Source organism: Paenibacillus sp. JJ-223 (assembly GCF_927798175.1).
In the GTDB taxonomy this organism is placed as follows: Bacteria; Bacillota; Bacilli; order Paenibacillales; family Paenibacillaceae; genus Paenibacillus; species Paenibacillus hubeiensis.
The window spans coordinates 22,556-40,228 of the sequence record NZ_CAKMMP010000007.1 but is presented as its reverse complement, the minus strand read 5'-3'; the positions used below and the strand labels follow the sequence as shown (position 1 = coordinate 40,228).

The following is a 17,673-nucleotide window of genomic DNA, read 5'->3' as shown; positions in this document are numbered from 1 at the left end:
ACGCGCGGCATAATGTGATGCCAAGGCCTCCCACATTTGACGTGTGGGGGGCTTTTCTTTTAAGATAGCAGAAGCATGCGCATCGGAGCAGCGGACGCATTAGATGGCGAACAAGCAGCCGTTGAAGGGGAGTGCGCCGAATAAAAACGACTTGAAGCGTGTACATTACATTACATTTCATGAACACATAAAAGGAGATTGAACACATATGGCATTACACATCGTTCTGGTTGAACCTGAAATCCCGGCAAATACAGGCAATATTTCGCGGACTTGCGCAGCAACGGGTGCGCATCTTCATCTGGTGCGTCCGTTGGGCTTTCGAACGGATGACGCTACATTGAAACGTGCCGGATTGGATTATTGGCATGCTGTGCATATCGAATACCATGATTCGTTTGAAGAGGTACAGCAGAAATACCCGGAGGGGCGTTTTTTTTATGCGACAACCAAGGCGAAAAACCGGTATAGCGACTTCGAGTTCCGTGACGGGGACTTTTTTGTGTTTGGCAAAGAAACCAAAGGTTTGCCTCCCGAGCTGATTGCCGCCAATCCGGAAACGGCCATGAGAATGCCGATGACAGGGGATGTGAGATCTCTCAATTTATCCAATTCCGCGGCGATCATCGTATATGAAGCATTGCGTCAGCTCCAATTTCCGGGTCTGGACTAATCGTTGACACCAGAAAGAGCGCGGGTAAAATTCAGCAAAAAAACAATTTTCAAAAAAAAGGACAAAAAATGTTTATTTCCAGCAGGATTCGACAAATGCCCGGCGAATCTATAAACATAGTACAAATGTACCTAGAAATTTAGAGTTCGATAGGAGAGGTGTGCCTTAGCATGAAACCAGCAGGAGTTGTCCGCAAGGTTGACCAATTGGGTAGAATCGTATTGCCTAAATCTTTGCGCAAAAGGTATCAAATGAATGAAGGGGATCCAGTAGAGATTTTAGTCCAAGGGGACCATATCATTTTGGAGAGATATCGTCCGAAGTGCATTTTCTGTGGATCGATGGAAGAAGTGAACGAGTTCAAAGAGCGTTACATATGCGCACAGTGTTTGACGGACATGACCCAACTTCCGCAACTTGGGTAATTCAATAAAGCCATGGAGTCTCGTGCTCCATGGCTTTTTTAGGTTGCAGAGAACTCGTATATTTTCAGCCGGCCTGAAGGAAATTAATTCAAGAGCGGTAAAATGCTGTCCCAGATCGCGTTCAAAATGCCCTGCATGTTCTCTTCCTGACTATTGACGGCAACGACCGCCTGCTGCTTGGGCAGAACCACACAAAGCTGGCCATAAGCGCCATCCGCACGGTAAGCATCATGGGAACACATCCAGAATTGATAACCGTATCCTTCCCCCCAGTCTCCGTCGCCCGTTGTTTCGATTTGTTTGCGGGTTGACCTACGAATCCATTCGGCAGGCACCAGCTGCGAGCCTTTCCAGCTGCCTTCCTGCAGCAGAAATTGTCCGAAGCGGCTGAGTTCCTCGTTGCTGATCTGCAAACCGGCACATCCCAGCGTTATGCCAAGCGGAGACGTTTCCCACGCTACGTTATGAATGCCTAGCGGTTCGAACAAGCGCGGGGTCAGGTAATCCTTCACCGTCTGACCAGCGGCTGCCTGGAACAATGCCGAAATCATGAACGTATCGCCGCTGCTGTACGTGAAATGCTCGCCAGGCAAACGATCCAGCGCTAGGGACATATAATGTTTGACCCAATCGTTCTCCTTCAAAGCGGCCCGTTCATCTGCAAATAAAGGAGGAGTGTCATGTCCGGAAGACATCCGGAGCAAATCGATCAGGCGAAGCTCTCTTGAAGACAAGGCAGTTGGATGATTCTGGGGTAATACATCATAAGCAAAGTACTCCCCAAGCCGGGTATCCAGCCGCAACAGGCCTTCTTCAAGCGCAAGCCCGATCGCCATGCACGTAAAAGATTTGCTGATCGAATGCTGCACCCGGCGGCAGTCCTTGCTTCGATCCCAGGCCGAGATGAGTTCTCCATGCTGGAGGACACGAATGGAATATACATTCAAACCTTGTTCATCGATCGAACGAACAAACTGATTCGGCAGAGTAGACATCAGGTGCTCCTTTCCATGATCCAATCCGCGAGGGAAGGGAGGTGAAACGTTTTCTTAAATCCGTTTACAAAATTCGAATTTATGTTAGTACAATCCGCGAATGATGTCAATGAACAATGTACATTGGGTTAATAATCGGATGAAAATTAGTAATAAAAGGATGGAATCAAAGGTGATTTCCATTTAAATCGAGCCAATATCCATAAAATAACGCAAAAAAACAAAAAGGTTATTGACAGGATTTACTCATCGGGATTATGATTTACTCGAAACGATTCGAAGAAATCGCTTCCAAGTGAAAAGTGCTGTTTTTCAGTCTATGTAAATAAACGTCAACCTACTTTTGAAACGATTCGAGAAAATCGTTTCGAATCGTTAGCACATTTTGGGGGATTCACGAAGACTGCAACAGAAAAGGCTGCGAGAGAACAGTACACCAACAGCCAAACAAGAAAGGAGTTGCAAATGGCACATATCACGATTGAAACGGGATCGGCCACCTTGTGCATGAACACCAGCATTCATGTCGTGTCCTGTGACTCCGGAAATACTTCTGGAGGGACGATATACCTATTGCACGGGGCAGGCGATAATGCGAGCACTTGGCATCGCTTGACTACGATTGAGATGTATGCGCAAAAATACGGCTGTACCGTCATTATGCCGGAAGCAAACCGAAGCTATTACACCGACATGGAGTATGGCCTGAATTACTTTTATTACATCACGCAAGAATTGCCCGAACTATGCAGGCGCCAGTTAAACCTGAACCCTGATCCAGACAAAACCTACGTAGCTGGGTTGTCGATGGGTGGATACGGAGCGTTAAAATGCGCACTGACATATCCCGAACGTTACCGTAAGGTCGTTTCGCTTTCCGGCGTGACCGATCTTCAAACCCGGCTTCAAGACCCGCAAATGCCTCCGGGTATGATCAAAGAAATGAAAGCGGTTTTTGGAGAACGTTTGCAGGTCAAACCCGACCAGGATTTGTACGCGCTGTCCGCCAAGCTGCTGCAAGAGGGCCGAAGATTGCCGGAAATTCTTAACTGCTGCGGTGAAAGCGACCCGTTCGTGGACATGAACCGCCGCTTTGCGGAGTACATGCAAGGCACTGCATACGATTTTCGATATGTGGAATCCCCGGGAAGCCATGAGTGGACATTCTGGGAGCACCATCTGGAAACGATGTTTCATTTTTTGTTTGAAGATAAGACAACAGTAGAGTGAGGAGATGCAAAATTGAAACCTGCAGCCGAAGGACCTAGCAAAAAGCTGAAGGGAAGCCCTGGCGGCAATCCGCTCTGGAAAGAGATGTGGAAGCACAGAATGACCTATACCCTGCTTATACCGGGGCTCGCGTGGTTGATTCTGTTCGCTTACATGCCGATGGGCGGTCTGTCTCTGGCTTTCAAGGACTACAAGGCCAACCTTGGCATCTTGGGCAGTCCATGGGTTGGATTCGAGAATTTCAAATACGTGTTCCGTGACCCGACCTTTATCGATGCCGTATGGCGTACGTTGTACATTAATATCCTGAAACTGATCATCCAGTTCCCGTTCCCGATCATTCTGGCCTTGCTCTTGAACGAACTGAGAATGCGCAGAGGGAAAAAATGGTTCCAGACCATCCTGACGTTCCCGCATTTCCTGTCCTGGATCATCGTGTCCGGGGTCGTTATCAACGTTCTGGCTTATGACGGACTGGTCAACAGCACGCTGGCCTTGCTTGGATTGCCAACCATCAACTTCCTTGGTTCGGAATCCAACTTTGTACCGATGCTGCTGCTTACGGATATCTGGAAATCGACGGGATGGAGCGCAATCATCTTTATGGCCGCCATTTCGGGGATTGACCAGGATCAATACGAGTCCGCACAGATTGACGGTGCGTCCCGTTTGCAGCAAATGTTCCGCATCACATTGCCGAATATTATGCCAACGATCACAGTCATGTTTATCCTGTCCGTCGGCGGTCTGATGTCTTCCGGTTTCGACCAGATTTTCAACTTGGCCAACGCCGCAACCAAAAACGTATCGGAAGTGCTGGACGTTTACATCTACCGCATTACGTTCCAGTCTTCAACCGACTTCTCGTTCTCGACAGCAGTCAGCTTGTTCCGTTCCCTCGTGAACATGATCCTGTTGATTCTCGCTGACAGATTTGCCAAGATGCTTGGCGGAGACGGTTTGTTCCGATAAGAGAGGAGAAGAAAAGCCAAATGAGCAAGAAAAGATCCAAATCCAAAATCGGCACGGATAGAATGACCGCTCTCGATTATTTCATTTTTGCCGTTCTGCTTGTGCTTGCGCTCATGATTCTGATTCCGTTCTGGAATGTCATCATGATTTCGTTCGCAACACAAAAAGAATACGCGAGCAACCCGCTCTTGATGTTCCCGAAAGAATTCACGCTGGATTCATACCGAGCGCTGTTCGCGGATGGAAGTATCTTTACGGGATACAAAAATACGCTGATCCTGCTCGTCATCGGTCTGCCGCTCAGCATGTTCTTGACCACGAGCATGGCATATGGACTCAGCCGCAACAAGTTTCCTTTTAAAAGGTTCATCTTCTTTCTGGTTCTGTTCACCATGATCTTCAACGGAGGGATCGTGCCGCTGTACCTGATCATGAAAACACTTCATCTGACGGGAACGTTGTGGTCCGTCATCCTGGCAGGCAGCTTCAGTGCCTTCAACATGATCCTGATGATGAACTACTTCTATACCGTGCCTGAATCGCTGATGGAATCGGCGAGGCTGGACGGGGCGGGAGAATGGAGAATTTTGTTCTCTGTCGTGCTTCCGCTGGCAACGCCGATTATCGCAACCATTACGCTCTTCTATGGCGTCGCTTATTGGAACAGTTGGTACGACGCGATGATCTTCCTGAGAAAAGCGGACCAGCTTCCGCTGCAGAACGTATTGCGCTCCATCATCGTTCAATCGCAAACGAACGCGTCCAACGCATCAAGCCTCGATGCCGTCAAAGCCAGCAACTTCTCGATGGGCATGAAGATGGCTGCCGTATTCGTAACGATGGTACCGATTATGTGTTTCTTCCCGATGCTGCAAAAGCACTTTGCCAAAGGGGTATTAACAGGGGCTATCAAGACCTGATTATACAATAGGATTTATAACCCGACTTCTACCAAAATCAAATGGGGGTAAAAGCATGAAAACGAACAAAAAGTTGTCCGTAAAATCCATCTTTGCCATCACGCTCTGTATGCTGATGCTGGTGGTATCCGCTTGTTCCAACAATAGCGCGCAAGGCGGCAACGAAAAGGATGCGGATGGGAATTACAAAGACAATCTGACCATCTCCGTAGCCAATCTGACCGAAGTGAAGGACGGGAATCTGGATAACGATTTCCACAAATTCTGGACAGACAAGTTCAACGTGACATGGGATTACAACTACGTGGATTGGGATTCCTGGGGTGAGAAACTTCGCTTGTGGATCAACTCCGGCGACCTGCCGGACGTCGCCGTATGGAACTACGTGCATGGCGATGCCATGAATTATATCGACCAAGGTTTGCTCTACAAATTCCCGGATGACTGGAAAGAGCGCTGGCCAAACGTGGCTGCAGCCTACGCGCTGACAGGCCTCGGAGACAAGCTGGAAGAATTGACGGGCGGTACTTACATTTTGCCTAGACCAATCTACTATGAAAACAAACCAGCAGATCCGCTGACGAACCAGATCGGCGTTATTGCCCTTCGCAAAGACTGGGCTGAAGCGGTAGGTTTTGAGTTGAAGGATGCGTATACCACATCCGAATTGAACGAATATGCAAGACTGGTGAAAGAGAAGGATCCGGGCAAAGTGGGCAACAAACTTGTACCACTGTCCTACAATGCCGCTGACGCGATGACAAACATCATCATGCCAAACAGCGTACATGCCATCACGGATGCACCGTTCTATAAAGGCGAAGACGGCCAATTCCATTGGGGACCGGCAGAACCTGAAACATTGGAAGCATTGAAAATCATGCAAGACGCGTATAAAGAAGGTTTGTTGAATCCGGAGTTTTACACATGGAAAAACAATGAGGGCCAGAATAACTTTAAAGTGACGGGAACAGCCGCTGTAACCAGCTTGGGCGGTCTTGCTTCTTACAGACAAGGCCTGGATACAGATATCAAGAAAAACCTGGGCGTAGATAGCGATGATCTGGTACACACTGCCATCGTATTGGGCGAGGACGGTAAATACCGCAACCTGGAGCAAGCCAACTTCTGGTCTGCCCTGATCTTCAATCCAAACATCAGTGACGAGAAATTCGAACGGATCATGGATCTGCTGGATTACTCCACAAGCAAAGAAGGCCAAATGCTCATTAACATGGGCTTTGAAGGAACAGATTGGAAATACGACGAAAACAACGAATTGGTTAGCTTGCTGCCTGAAGGCACAACGCTGGAAGACAAATACCCAGCACGTTTTGAAGGACTGTACCTGCTCGGAGACGACTTCAGCGTAATCAACCCGGCAATCAAAAAAGATTATCGCGACAGAGCGGTGAAATTGTTCCAAGAAAAAGCCGAGCTGGGATCGAAATCGAACTCGCTTGCCGCGTATGATTGGGATGTACAGCTCTACGATTCCAAAGCGAAAAACCAAGCTACATTCGATTATTCGAGCGAATACGCCAACCTGATCCTGAAAAGCGGCGATCTCGAAGCCAACTGGAAGGAATGGGTAGCCAGCAAACAATCTCTGGTTCAACCTTACTTGGATGAACTGAACGAAAAATTCAAGTAATGCTTCAGCTACACAATGATGGGATGTGACAGCAGGTCTGTCGGTCCGATCATCCGGACCCGGCGCGTAGTTTCACTGCAGCCGGGTCTTTTTAAAATAACGAATGGCATGATTTCCGGTAATAACGGTTTGTAACGCATTTATTTTTGACTTCAACGACTTGCGGAGGATGGAACGGATGGATAATCAGCAACTAAAAGACCTGGTCAGCCAAATGACCCTGGAAGAAAAAACGGCCCAGCTTCTTCAGCTTACGGCCAACTTCTACGAAGGCACGGACGTCGAGGGGCAAATCACGGGCCCGATGGAGGAAATGGGCATCACCGAACAGTCGGTGAACGCCAGCGGTTCGATTTTGGGATTGTCGGGAGCACAGGCAATCATCGATGTACAGCAAGCTTATTTGAAGAAAAGCCGTTTGGGCATTCCATTGCTATTTATGGCAGACGTGGTGCACGGGTATAAAACCATTTTCCCGATTCCGCTGGCCATCGGCTGCTCGTGGGATGTCGAGCTGGCGGAGAAAAGCGCGGAGATCGCCGCGCGTGAATCGGCCGTATCGGGTCTCCACGTTACCTTTGCACCCATGGTTGATCTGGTTCGCGACCCGCGTTGGGGCCGGGTCATGGAGACCACGGGTGAAGACCCGTATCTCAACAGTCTGTTTGCCGCTGCATTTGTGCGCGGTTACCAGGGAGACAGCTTGAAGGATGAACTGGACCGCCTGGCGGCCTGCGTGAAACACTTTGCTGCTTATGGCGCGGCGGAAGGCGGCCGGGATTATAACACGGTGGACATGTCGGAACGGCAGCTGCGCGAGTATTATTTGCCTGCATACAAGGCGGCGCTCGACGCAGGGTGCGAGATGGTCATGGCCTCGTTCAATACGGTGGACGGCATTCCGGCCAGCGGCAACGAAAAACTGATGAGAGGCATTTTGCGCGAGGAATGGGGATTTGACGGCGTACTGATCTCGGACTGGGCATCTGTCCGGGAAATGATCGCGCATGGCGCTGCCGAAGATGATCGCGAGGCAGCTTATCGTGCGATCCGTGCAGGTCTGGACATGGAAATGATGACACCATGTTATGTTCGCCATTTGCCGGAGCTGGTCGAGAACGGTGAAGTGGATGTGAAACTTATCGATGAAGCGGTACTCCGCGTGCTGCAATTGAAAAACAAGCTGGGTCTGTTCGAAAACCCGCTGCGTGCCGCCGATCCGGAACGTGAACGCGAAATCGTGTTTTCGCAGCAACATCGCCAGGTATCGCATGAGCTGGCTGCCAAATCGGCTGTGCTGCTCAAAAACGACAATGGCGTTCTGCCGATCAGGCCGGAAGCGAGCGTGGCATTGATCGGACCGTTCGCTCAAAGCGAGGACATTCTGGGCTGGTGGTCATGCGAAGGCGTCAAGGCGGATGCAACGAAATTGGGCACGGCGCTGGAAGCGCGCCTGCCATCGGGGAAATTGCATATCGCCGCAGGCAGCGGAGTTCACACCATTACACCGGAACAAATCGCCGAGGCGCTTGAAGCCGCGAGCCAAGCGGATACCGTCATCCTTGCTTTGGGCGAGGATTCGGAAATGAGCGGCGAAGGCGGATCCCGTACCAATATCCGGCTGCCGGAAGCGCAGCTGGAACTGGTCAGACAGATCAAGCAAGCAGGCAAACCGATAGCGACCGTGCTCTTCAACGGACGTCCGCTGGATTTGCAAGGGGTGTTCGAGGAGTCTGACGCCGTGCTCGAAGCCTGGTTCCCGGGCAGCGAGGGTGGTGCGGCCATCGCCGATGTGCTCACGGGCGCGGTGAATCCGTCTGCACGGCTTACCATGTCTTTCCCGCGATCGGCAGGCCAGATTCCGGTATACTACAACCATTTCAACACCGGACGTCCGCTGGATCCGCAGAAAACCGAAGAACGTTATGTATCGAAGTACATCGACAGCCCGAACGAACCGCTGCTTCCCTTTGGTTACGGCTTGTCATATACAACCTTCGAGTATGGGGAACTGCAAATATCCGGTGCGGAAATGAGTGCCGGCCAGCCCCTGACCATTCAGGTTTCGGTGACAAACACAGGCGATCGTGCCGGCGTAGAGACCGTTCAACTATATGTTCGGGACGTAAGCGGTGAAGTGGTTCGTCCGATGCGTGAATTGAAGGGGTACGTGAAATTGCATCTGGATGCCGGAGAGAGCGGAACAGCTGCATTCACGTTGAAAGAGGAGCAGCTCCGTTACCATCACTCCGATCTGTCTTACCGCAGCGACAAGGGCGCTTTCCGTGTCTTCGTTGGTCCGAATAGCCGCGATGTGCAAGAAGGCAGCTTCAGACTGGTTTAGTTTAACAGGGCTATGATCATGGGAGGAAATAAATAGACATATGAAAACAATAACGAAATCACAGATCAACGTGCGCTCCGGAGAGCTTGACTTTACTTTTTGGGAGAGCGGCGACCTGTACCAGGCCAAGAGCGGGCAGACGATGATTAACCAATGGCTGTCCAGTCCGGTGGACGGCTCCATGAATAATGTATACTTGCGGTTCCATGATGATGGAACGATCAGCTACGTGCCGCTGCTTGGCATTCATGCCAATAGCGCAGTCCGTTCGGACGGAAGCGGCATCGTGTGGACAGGCCGCGCCAAAGGCGTTGCGTATGAGGTTGTATTTGCACCGACCGGGCACGGCGTGTGGTTCTGGGACGTCACGCTTCGGGGCGAAGGACAGCGCGTCGATGTCGTGTACGGGCAGGATGTCGGTCTCGCTGATCCCGGTGCCGTGCGCAGCAACGAGGCGTATCTGTCCCAGTATATCGACCATGCCGTCTTCGAGCACGAAGACTATGGTTACATTGTGGCTTCCCGGCAGAATCAGCCGCAGGGCGGCGCGTTTCCTTATATGCAGCAGGGTTCATTGACAGGCGCGGCAGCATATTCGACGGACGGATTTCAATTTTTCGGGCTGAGCTACAAAGAAACAAACGTACCCGTCAGCCTGACCCAATCTTCGTTGGCTAACGAAATCTATCAGTATGAGTTTGCGTACACAGCGTTACAGTCGCGCAAAACGACATTGAACGGCGAAGCGCGTTTTGTATTTTACGGGTTGTTCCAGGCGGATCATCCCGAGGCGGTCAAGGCGTTGGAGTATCAAGACGTCGTGCAGCAAGCATGGCAGGAATACGAGGGCAAACGCCACCGGATCTTGAAAGGCCTTCGCGCTGCCGCTGCACTGCCAGCAGTGTCTTTGAGTCCTGCATTGGGCGAGCCGCTGCGCACGCTGCCGATGACAGAGGAAGAACTGGGCGCATTGTTCCCGGAAGCAAACAGACGCCAGGTGGAGCAATCCGCTGGCCGATTGCTGGCATTCTTCACCGATACGCATGAACATGTCGTATTGAAAGAAAAAGAACTTCGCGTGGAACGTCCGCACGGGCATATTTTGATGAGCGGCAACAACGTGAAGTTGGGACAGCAAGTCATAACGACCACATCGTACATGTATGGTATCTTCAATTCGCACGTCGTCGTGGGCAATACCAATTTCAATAAAATGATGAGCAATGCCCGCAGCGCACTCAACATTCCGAAGTCGTCCGGCCAGCGTTTGTACGTCGAGATGGATGGCGTGTTCCGCTTGCTGACGATGCCTTCGCTGTTCGAAATGGGCTTCAACTATGCCCGCTGGTACTACAAAACAGAACAGGATACGCTGGTTGTGACCAACTACACCACATTGGATACGCCGGAAATCCGCATGCATGTGAAATCGGTGCAGGGCCGCGAATATCGTTATCTGGTGACCAACCAGATTACGATGAACGTGAATGAATACGAAACACCTGCCCGGATCAGCGAGCGGGATGGCGTGCTGGTGATCCAGGCCCACACGTCTGCCCCAAGCGCGGAAAAATATCCGAATCTCGAGTACCGCATGCGCGTGGACGGAGCGGCAGTGAAGATCGGGGATGAGACACGTCTTGCCAGCGGGGTTCATCCGGGAGACGGTTCGCTGATTACGCTGCAGCTGGGGACGGCCGCAGAATGGACGCTCACTATGGAAGGAGTGTTGGAAGGCGAAGCCGTCCTGCCTTCTATGCGAAGCTTTGAGGTAGAAAAGGAAGCGTATCGCGCGTTTTATGCCGAAGTCATGAACGGGTTCCGTCTCTCCTTGCCAAATGAAGCCATCGGTGAAGACCTGTTCAAGGTAAACGCGCTTGCCTGGTGGTACACGCATAACATGCTGGTACATTATTCGGTGCCGCATGGGCTTGAACAATATGGCGGCGCGGCTTGGGGGACACGCGACGTCTGCCAGGGGCCGGTCGAATACTTCATGGCTACTCACAAATTCGAACAGGTGCGAGACATTCTCAAAATGGTGTATTCCCACCAATATGAAGACGACGGCAACTGGCCGCAGTGGTTCATGTTTGACCGTTACTTCAACATTCAGCAGGAAGAGAGCCACGGCGACATCATTGTCTGGCCGCTCAAAGTGCTAAGCGATTATTTGATAGCAACGAGGGATTACGCCATCCTTGACGAAGAAGTACCGTTTACGGTCAAACACGGGTTCCATTTCACCGAAGGTAAGGCGACGATTCTGGCGCACGCATTGAAAGAGCTGGAATATATCCGAAGCCACTTCCTGCATGACACGTTCCTGTCTTCTTATGGCGACGGGGATTGGGATGATACGCTGCAGCCTGCCAATGCCCAGCTTAAACGCTACATGGTCAGCAGCTGGACCGTGGCACTGACGTATCAAACGCTGACGCAGCTGTCCAAAGCGCTGGGGACGGTCAAGCCGGAGCTTGCCGAGGAATTGGCCAATATGGCAGCCGGCGTGAAGAGAGACTTCACCAAATATATGCTGAGCACGGATGTCATTCCGGGCTTCATCTATCTGGAGGATCCGGAGCAGGCCAAACGTATGCTTCATCCGGACGACCGTGAGACAGGCATCCAGTATCGCCTGCTGCCGATGACGCGCAGCATGATTGCCGGGCTGTTGGAACCCGAGCAGGCGGATGCCCATTATCGTCTCATCAAGAAGGAATTGTTCTGTCCGGATGGGGTAAGGCTCATGAATCGTCCTGCACAATATGATGGCGGAGTCAGCACGCATTTTAAACGGGCAGAGCAGGCCTCCAATTTTGGACGTGAGGTAGGCTTGCAGTATGTGCACGCGCATATCCGTTATGTGGAGGCAATGGCGAAGCTGGGACATGCGGAAGAAGTATGGAACGGACTGGGCATCATTAATCCGGTCGGCATCCAGGAAGTCGTTCCCAACGCGGAACTTCGTCAGAGCAATGCTTATTTCAGCAGCTCTGACGGCAAATTCAACAGCCGTTATGACGCACAGGAGCAATTTGGCAAGCTCCGTTCCGGTGAAGTTCAAGTCAAAGGTGGTTGGAGAATCTATTCCAGCGGTCCTGGGATTTATATGAATCAGCTCATTTCGAACGCGCTGGGCATTCGCCAGGCTGAGGAAGACCTGATTATCGACCCGGTATTGCCTGCCCACCTGGACGGATTGCGCTTTGACTTCGAATTTGCGGGCAAACCAGTAACGTTTGTCTACCATCTGAGCGGTTCTCGCGCCAAACGCGCGGTGCTGCACGGACAGAAGCTTGAGGCGGAAACGATTGACCAGCCATACCGAGCAGGCGGATTGCGCATTTCGCGCGAATTGCTTGAGCAGCGCTTGGGGGACCACAACGTGATCGAAATCTATAGTTGATCCGGCATACGGTTGCAAAAAACAAGGTTTGAGGGAATGGAGACATTCCTTCAAACCTTTTTGGCGTGAGGTTTACCAGGGGCATTGGTGAGAATAACGAGGATCATCCGAAAATGAAAAAAGCCTCTCGGAGAGAGGCTTGGCCAATCAAAGGCCTTTTGTTTTGTCATTGTTGTAGGCTGCAGTGAGAATGCCTGTCATGTACAAAGCGAGCACGATTGCAATAATCCAGAACGTCAATGAAAACGACATGCCTGCCACCTCCCTGAACCATGTTCATTTACCTCTATTATAACCGTAAAGGAGAGAAAAGAAATGCTTTTCAGGGATCATTTGTAAAATAAAAAATGGGTAGGCACGGGTCTCAGTGAACCATCTGACGGATGGTTGACGACCCGATTGTTCAAAATAAGGGAGGACGAGCCGCCTCCATCCAAATTGTAGGCATCCATGACGCCCAGCTTGTACAATCTTGCCTGGAGCTCCTCCAGTGTCGCTCCGGAACTGCCGCTTTCGTTGTAGCCGTCGACGACGACGACGAGCAGCTGGTCATCCTTGTAGTTGCCGATGACCGTTCGGGGCGCACGTTTCGGAGATACCTTCCATTTCTCGGGGATGGCAGTTTTCTTTCCGTCCTGAAGCAGCACGGGAACAAATGTGGCCCCAAACTGAGGCTTCAGGCGATCGAGTGCACTTTTGTCGAAAAATTTGCCGCCGATCAGCTTGCCTGCATCATTCAATCCGACGAAGAACAGGTCCTTGAAGCTGGGCTGGAAGCCGGTAACGTATTTACCGTCCATGACCGTGGTGCTGAGCGGATAACGTTTGCCGCCGCTATCGGCAAAGCCGCCTGCGTTAATGCCGGCCACGGCACCGCTGCGTTTGACGGCCTGCATGGTGGTTTCGGCTTTTCCCAGCTCGCTGTTCAGAGCCATTTGCATGGCGGAAGGGTCCTTCAGCTTAATTTTCATGGCATAACCTTTATAGGTCCCGGGATTAACCCTGTACAGCTCGATCGTCAACCGATCGCTGTTGACCCGTTCGATGGGCGTCCCCAGTTTGGATGAAATGCGCTGATTATAGATCGACTCCGGGCGCGCTGCCTGGTTGGTCGCGGTTTGTACGATGGAGGACATGGCGCTTGTTGTCTGATTGTAAAGCTGGGTCGTCTTTTTAATGGAAGAAGAAGTTTGAACGGCCGTATCCTTGGCACCCTCAAGCTCTTCGCGAATCGCCTGAGTCTGAAGGGTAATGTTCTCTTTGACCCAGGCATCTTCCAACACGTCTCCCGGATCGACCGCAGGCCGAAACAAGAAAAGACATAAAACAAGTCCAATAAAGGGAGCGAGTGCAAGCATAAAAAAACGATTTACCTGTTTAACGTGGGTAATCATTTGAGCAGATCCATCTTTTTCTGGAGGGTCTCCAGTTGTTTTTTGACTTCGCTCAGTTGGGTGTACAGCTTGTTGCTGTTATCCGTCTTATTGCTTGCATTATCCTTGGTAAAGGTCAACAGCTCATTAAAGGCTTGGACCTGCTCTTGCAGGCTGGATACTTCCTTTGAGATCGTTGTTAGCTGCTTCTCATAGTCTGCTTTTAACGCCGCGATCTGCTGTTGATTATGTGTCTGCAACTGCGCAATCATCTGTTTCTGAAGGTGGTTGCTGTAAAAATAGGTCCCTAGGACTCCGATGATAATAAATATAATCCACAACGCCAGAAACAGTTTAACAGAAGCTCGGCCTTTACCTTTGGCGCTCCGGGTGTGATGGATGTCATCAGGCTCCACTACGGGGTTCATGTCATCACTCCTGGTCATCTGAAGATAAAGGAAAATTTCCAATCTTCATTCTAACATGCGCCTGTCGATTACGCAAAAATGAAGTTCTTTAACGTTGAGCGCAAAAAGAGATTGCATCGGAAGGAAGTCCTAGGATACAATTTCTTATAGATGCAATAAGTAGGAAGTTTGGGCAGGTTTTTCGACTTTTTTAGCTAGAAATGCAGGATATTTATACTATATTAGAATGGTTTGGAAAGGAAAAGAAATGTGGACAAAAAAAGAAGGTCGTTATTTGTCGGGGAAGAAAAAGGGGAATGGAAAGATAGATTGTATTCGATGATTTTTTCATTCGACATATTTCGACTTTTGTCCAATACATAATCAGGGGGAAGAAGGAAAATGGAAAAAGTATGGCAGGTGGTCATTGTCGATATCCACCCCACCAGCATGCTGGGCAGCAAATTAATTTTGGAAGAACAACAGGACTTAATCGTTCGCGGAATGACTTCTTCAGGAACTGAAGGCTTGGAATTGGTAAGCCGGCATCAGCCGGATATCGTTCTGATGGATTACAGGCTGCCGGAGGGACAGGCCGATCCGTTTATTACCCAGATGAAAGCGCGTTCGGCTCATAGTCACATCATTATTCTGACGGATGAAGACAATGTGAAGTTATTTCTCCATCTGATGGGACTAGGCGCAAGCGGGATGCTGTCCAAGCAGGCTTCCCCTGGCCAGCTGATCCATCTCATCGCAGGGTTGAGGGAAGGCTGCGTATCCATTCCGCTGACGTGGCTGGCCAGCACGGATTGGGTCAAGCCGATCGAAGGCGAGGGAAAAGAATTTGCAGCCTCATTGACGGAAACGGAAACTTTTATTATGGAAAGAATTGTACAGGGTGTAACTTATGATAAAATAGCCAGTGAAATTAATGTCAGCCGGCGCTCGATTGACAATTACTTGCGAAAAATCTATGTTAAGCTGGATGTAAGCAGCAGAGCCCAAGCGATAGAGCGTTACGCCCTGTATGCAAGGCAGATCAAAACGATCTCCTGATGATCCGGCACGGTCTGGTCGTCATATTGAACATGATCCAGGAATACCTTGTAGGGGCTGCGGACTGCGAGCATAGTTCGGAATAGGATGAAAGGGGACAGGATTGATGAAATATTTCTTCGCCTCCCGTACGAACAGACTGTTGTCATCCCCGCTTCGGGATATTCGCAAAATGTCTGATCGGGATCATTTCATTTCTTTGGCTGAAGAGCTGCCGGCAGAGGAATTATTTCCATTCAAGCTGCTGGAGGAGGCAGCCGTCTCTGTTTTTAGCTCCGGGCCATCTGCACTCCAGTATGGCGAACCGGCTGGCTACAGGCCGCTCCGTGAATGGCTGGATCAAGATTGGAACAGCCGTAAAGGCATCCGTACGGTCCCTGAGCAAATTTTGCTCACAACGGGAACACAGCAGGCGATCGACCTGATTATGAGGCTTCTGCTCGAGCCGGGAGATTCCGTGTTGGTGGAACATCCAACGTCTCCCGGCTGTCTTGAGGTTCTGGAAATGCAAGGAGCCACCATCATTCCGGTCACCGGGGATGAAAACGGAATATTGCCCGACCTTCTTGAGCACCACATGCAGCAGGCGCAACCCAAGCTGCTTTTTGCCGCGCCCAGCTTTTCCAATCCGACGGGGGCGTTATGGAGCATGGAGCGTCGTGAGGCGGTATTGGAGCTATGCTCCCGTTATGGCGTATTGTTGGTGGAAGATGACTCTTACGGTGAGCTTCATTTCGATGGACGGTCCAACTCGGACTTCTATCGTCATTACCCTTCCCTGTTTGCCATGGATACAGCCGATCAGGGTGGACATGTTCTATATATCGGGTCGTTCAGCAAAACCGTCGCTCCTGCCCTGCGTACCGGTTGGGCTGCCGGCCATCCAGCTTTGATTGAAGCCATGGCTTCCGTGAAGCGGATTGCGGATGGACAATCCAGTCCCATGAACCAGCGGTTATTGCATCGGCTGCTGGACCAATCTCCTTTTAAATGGAACGATCATTTGTCCCTGCTCAATCGGGAGTACAAAACCAGGCTGAAGTTGATGCTTGAGTTATTGAAAAGACCCGGTTGGAGGGGGACGCATTATGCGGTTCCAAAAGGAGGAATGTATCTCTGGGTACGATTGCCCGATGGTCTGGACAGCGTCGCCTTGCTCAAAGCCGCCTTGCCCAAGGGCGTATCTTTTTTGCCGGGTTCGCTGTGTTCGACGGGGGATGCCGATCGGGGTTACATTCGTTTAAACTTTAGCCATCCGGGACGTGATGCGCTTCTGCTCGGCATGAATTTGATCAGCGAAGCGATCGGAGAATTCACGGCACGGAACTGATCAGGCATGCTTTGCTTCTTCAGATGGGTTCTGCCTCTCCGTGAACGTGTGGACGTTTTATGCGGTTGATATGGATAGTAATTACGTTATTGCATCCACTAACATTTTTATATATAATGTGTATTAATAAGTTGTGGCTTTGTTCATCATGCTGCAGTTTAGACCGGTGCACCCATTGGCACTGAATTATTTTATATAACGGAGGAACGAACATGTCTAATATTCTTTTTATCAAAGCCAATGACCGTCCTGCAGATCAGGCAGTCAGCGTTAAATTGTACGATGCATTCTTGAGCGCATACAAAGAAACACATCCAGGTGACACCGTTACCGAGCTGGACTTGTACAGCGCGAATTTCCCATACTACGGCAATGATGTTCTCGCTGGCGGCTTCAAAGCGGCTAACGGCATCGAAGCTACGGAAGCTGAGAAAAAAGCGGCTGCACTGGCAGCTGAACTGCAAGATCAATTCCTGGCTGCAGACAAAGTTGTGTTTGCATTCCCGCTCTGGAACTTCACTGTTCCTGCACCGCTGGTAAACTACATCTCTTACCTGAGCCAAGCTGGCAAAATGTTTAAATATACAGCTGAAGGTCCGGTAGGTCTGGTTGGCGACAAAAAAGTAGCGATCCTGAACGCTCGTGGCGGCGTGTATTCCGTTGAGCCTATGGCTTCTGCTGAAATGTCCGTTAAATACGTAACCAACGTATTGAACTTCTGGGGCATCAAACACCCTGAAGTGGTGATCGTTGAAGGACACAATGCATCCCCTGACCGTGCAGAAGAAATCGTGGGTGCTGGCGTGAAACTGGCTGCTGAAACTGCAGCAAAATTCTAATTGCAGCCCGTTATCGACCATATTCAAAAGCCGTCGTTCCCGT

Annotated in this window: 14 protein-coding genes; 11 read left to right on the top strand and 3 right to left on the bottom strand. The window is 50.5% G+C overall.

The genetic code is table 11. The annotated features are described in order from the left end of the window. The first annotated feature begins 208 nt into the window (after positions 1–208). The gene (trmL, locus tag L6H98_RS13885; protein WP_236415882.1) at positions 209–673 is read left to right on the top strand and encodes a tRNA (uridine(34)/cytosine(34)/5-carboxymethylaminomethyluridine(34)-2'-O)-methyltransferase TrmL; all 465 of its coding nucleotides are present in this window, start codon (positions 209–211) and stop codon (positions 671–673) included. A 170-nt stretch (positions 674–843) separates the two neighbouring features. After that, positions 844–1,098: an AbrB/MazE/SpoVT family DNA-binding domain-containing protein gene (locus tag L6H98_RS13880; protein ID WP_236415880.1), complete on the top strand. Its 255-nt coding sequence runs from the start codon at positions 844–846 to the stop codon at positions 1,096–1,098. A gap of 83 nt (positions 1,099–1,181) precedes the next feature. On the opposite strand, the gene L6H98_RS13875 is transcribed toward L6H98_RS13880, so the two are convergent. Then, complete coding sequence (locus L6H98_RS13875) at positions 1,182–2,093, bottom strand: serine hydrolase (protein WP_236415879.1); 912 nt, start codon at positions 2,091–2,093, stop codon at positions 1,182–1,184. Between the two features lie 465 nt (positions 2,094–2,558). Between L6H98_RS13875 and L6H98_RS13870 the strand changes: the two genes are divergently transcribed. The 6 genes from L6H98_RS13870 (at position 2,559) to L6H98_RS13845 (ending at position 12,622) form a co-directional block, all read left to right on the top strand. Continuing rightward, positions 2,559–3,323 (top strand): alpha/beta hydrolase family protein, encoded by a 765-nt coding sequence (locus tag L6H98_RS13870; RefSeq protein WP_236415878.1) that lies wholly within the window; start codon positions 2,559–2,561, stop codon positions 3,321–3,323. A 12-nt stretch (positions 3,324–3,335) separates the two neighbouring features. Next, positions 3,336–4,295 carry an ABC transporter permease subunit gene (locus tag L6H98_RS13865; RefSeq protein ID WP_236415877.1) on the top strand — a complete coding sequence of 320 codons (960 nt, stop codon included), beginning with the start codon at positions 3,336–3,338 and terminating at the stop codon, positions 4,293–4,295. 20 nt (positions 4,296–4,315) lie between these two features. Then, positions 4,316–5,215, top strand: coding sequence for a carbohydrate ABC transporter permease (locus tag L6H98_RS13860; RefSeq protein ID WP_236415876.1), 900 nt, complete (start codon positions 4,316–4,318; stop codon positions 5,213–5,215). Between the two features lie 55 nt (positions 5,216–5,270). After that, positions 5,271–6,869: an extracellular solute-binding protein gene (locus L6H98_RS13855; protein WP_236415875.1), complete on the top strand. Its 1,599-nt coding sequence runs from the start codon at positions 5,271–5,273 to the stop codon at positions 6,867–6,869. 178 nt (positions 6,870–7,047) lie between these two features. Then, positions 7,048–9,213 carry a glycoside hydrolase family 3 N-terminal domain-containing protein gene (locus tag L6H98_RS13850; protein WP_236415874.1) on the top strand — a complete coding sequence of 722 codons (2,166 nt, stop codon included), beginning with the start codon at positions 7,048–7,050 and terminating at the stop codon, positions 9,211–9,213. A gap of 40 nt (positions 9,214–9,253) precedes the next feature. Then, the gene (locus L6H98_RS13845; RefSeq protein ID WP_236415873.1) at positions 9,254–12,622 is read left to right on the top strand and encodes a cellobiose phosphorylase; all 3,369 of its coding nucleotides are present in this window, start codon (positions 9,254–9,256) and stop codon (positions 12,620–12,622) included. A 329-nt stretch (positions 12,623–12,951) separates the two neighbouring features. Here L6H98_RS13845 and L6H98_RS13840 read toward each other — a convergent pair whose 3' ends face one another. Beyond that, on the bottom strand, positions 12,952–14,016 hold the full coding sequence (locus L6H98_RS13840; protein ID WP_236415872.1) for a phosphodiester glycosidase family protein: 1,065 nt from the start codon (positions 14,014–14,016) through the stop codon (positions 12,952–12,954). After that, positions 14,013–14,423 (bottom strand): hypothetical protein, encoded by a 411-nt coding sequence (locus L6H98_RS13835; protein WP_236415871.1) that lies wholly within the window; start codon positions 14,421–14,423, stop codon positions 14,013–14,015. The genes L6H98_RS13840 and L6H98_RS13835 overlap by 4 nt, the downstream gene beginning before the upstream one ends. A 381-nt stretch (positions 14,424–14,804) precedes the next feature. Between L6H98_RS13835 and L6H98_RS13830 the strand changes: the two genes are divergently transcribed. The 3 genes from L6H98_RS13830 to L6H98_RS13820 all read left to right on the top strand — a co-directional run bounded on the left by L6H98_RS13830 (position 14,805) and on the right by L6H98_RS13820 (position 17,630). Beyond that, the gene (locus tag L6H98_RS13830) at positions 14,805–15,461 is read left to right on the top strand and encodes a response regulator transcription factor (RefSeq protein ID WP_236415870.1); all 657 of its coding nucleotides are present in this window, start codon (positions 14,805–14,807) and stop codon (positions 15,459–15,461) included. A gap of 106 nt (positions 15,462–15,567) precedes the next feature. Beyond that, positions 15,568–16,791 (top strand): PLP-dependent aminotransferase family protein, encoded by a 1,224-nt coding sequence (locus tag L6H98_RS13825; protein ID WP_236415869.1) that lies wholly within the window; start codon positions 15,568–15,570, stop codon positions 16,789–16,791. A gap of 212 nt (positions 16,792–17,003) precedes the next feature. Then, positions 17,004–17,630: an FMN-dependent NADH-azoreductase gene (locus L6H98_RS13820; RefSeq protein ID WP_236415868.1), complete on the top strand. Its 627-nt coding sequence runs from the start codon at positions 17,004–17,006 to the stop codon at positions 17,628–17,630. The last annotated feature ends 43 nt before the right edge of the window (positions 17,631–17,673 follow it).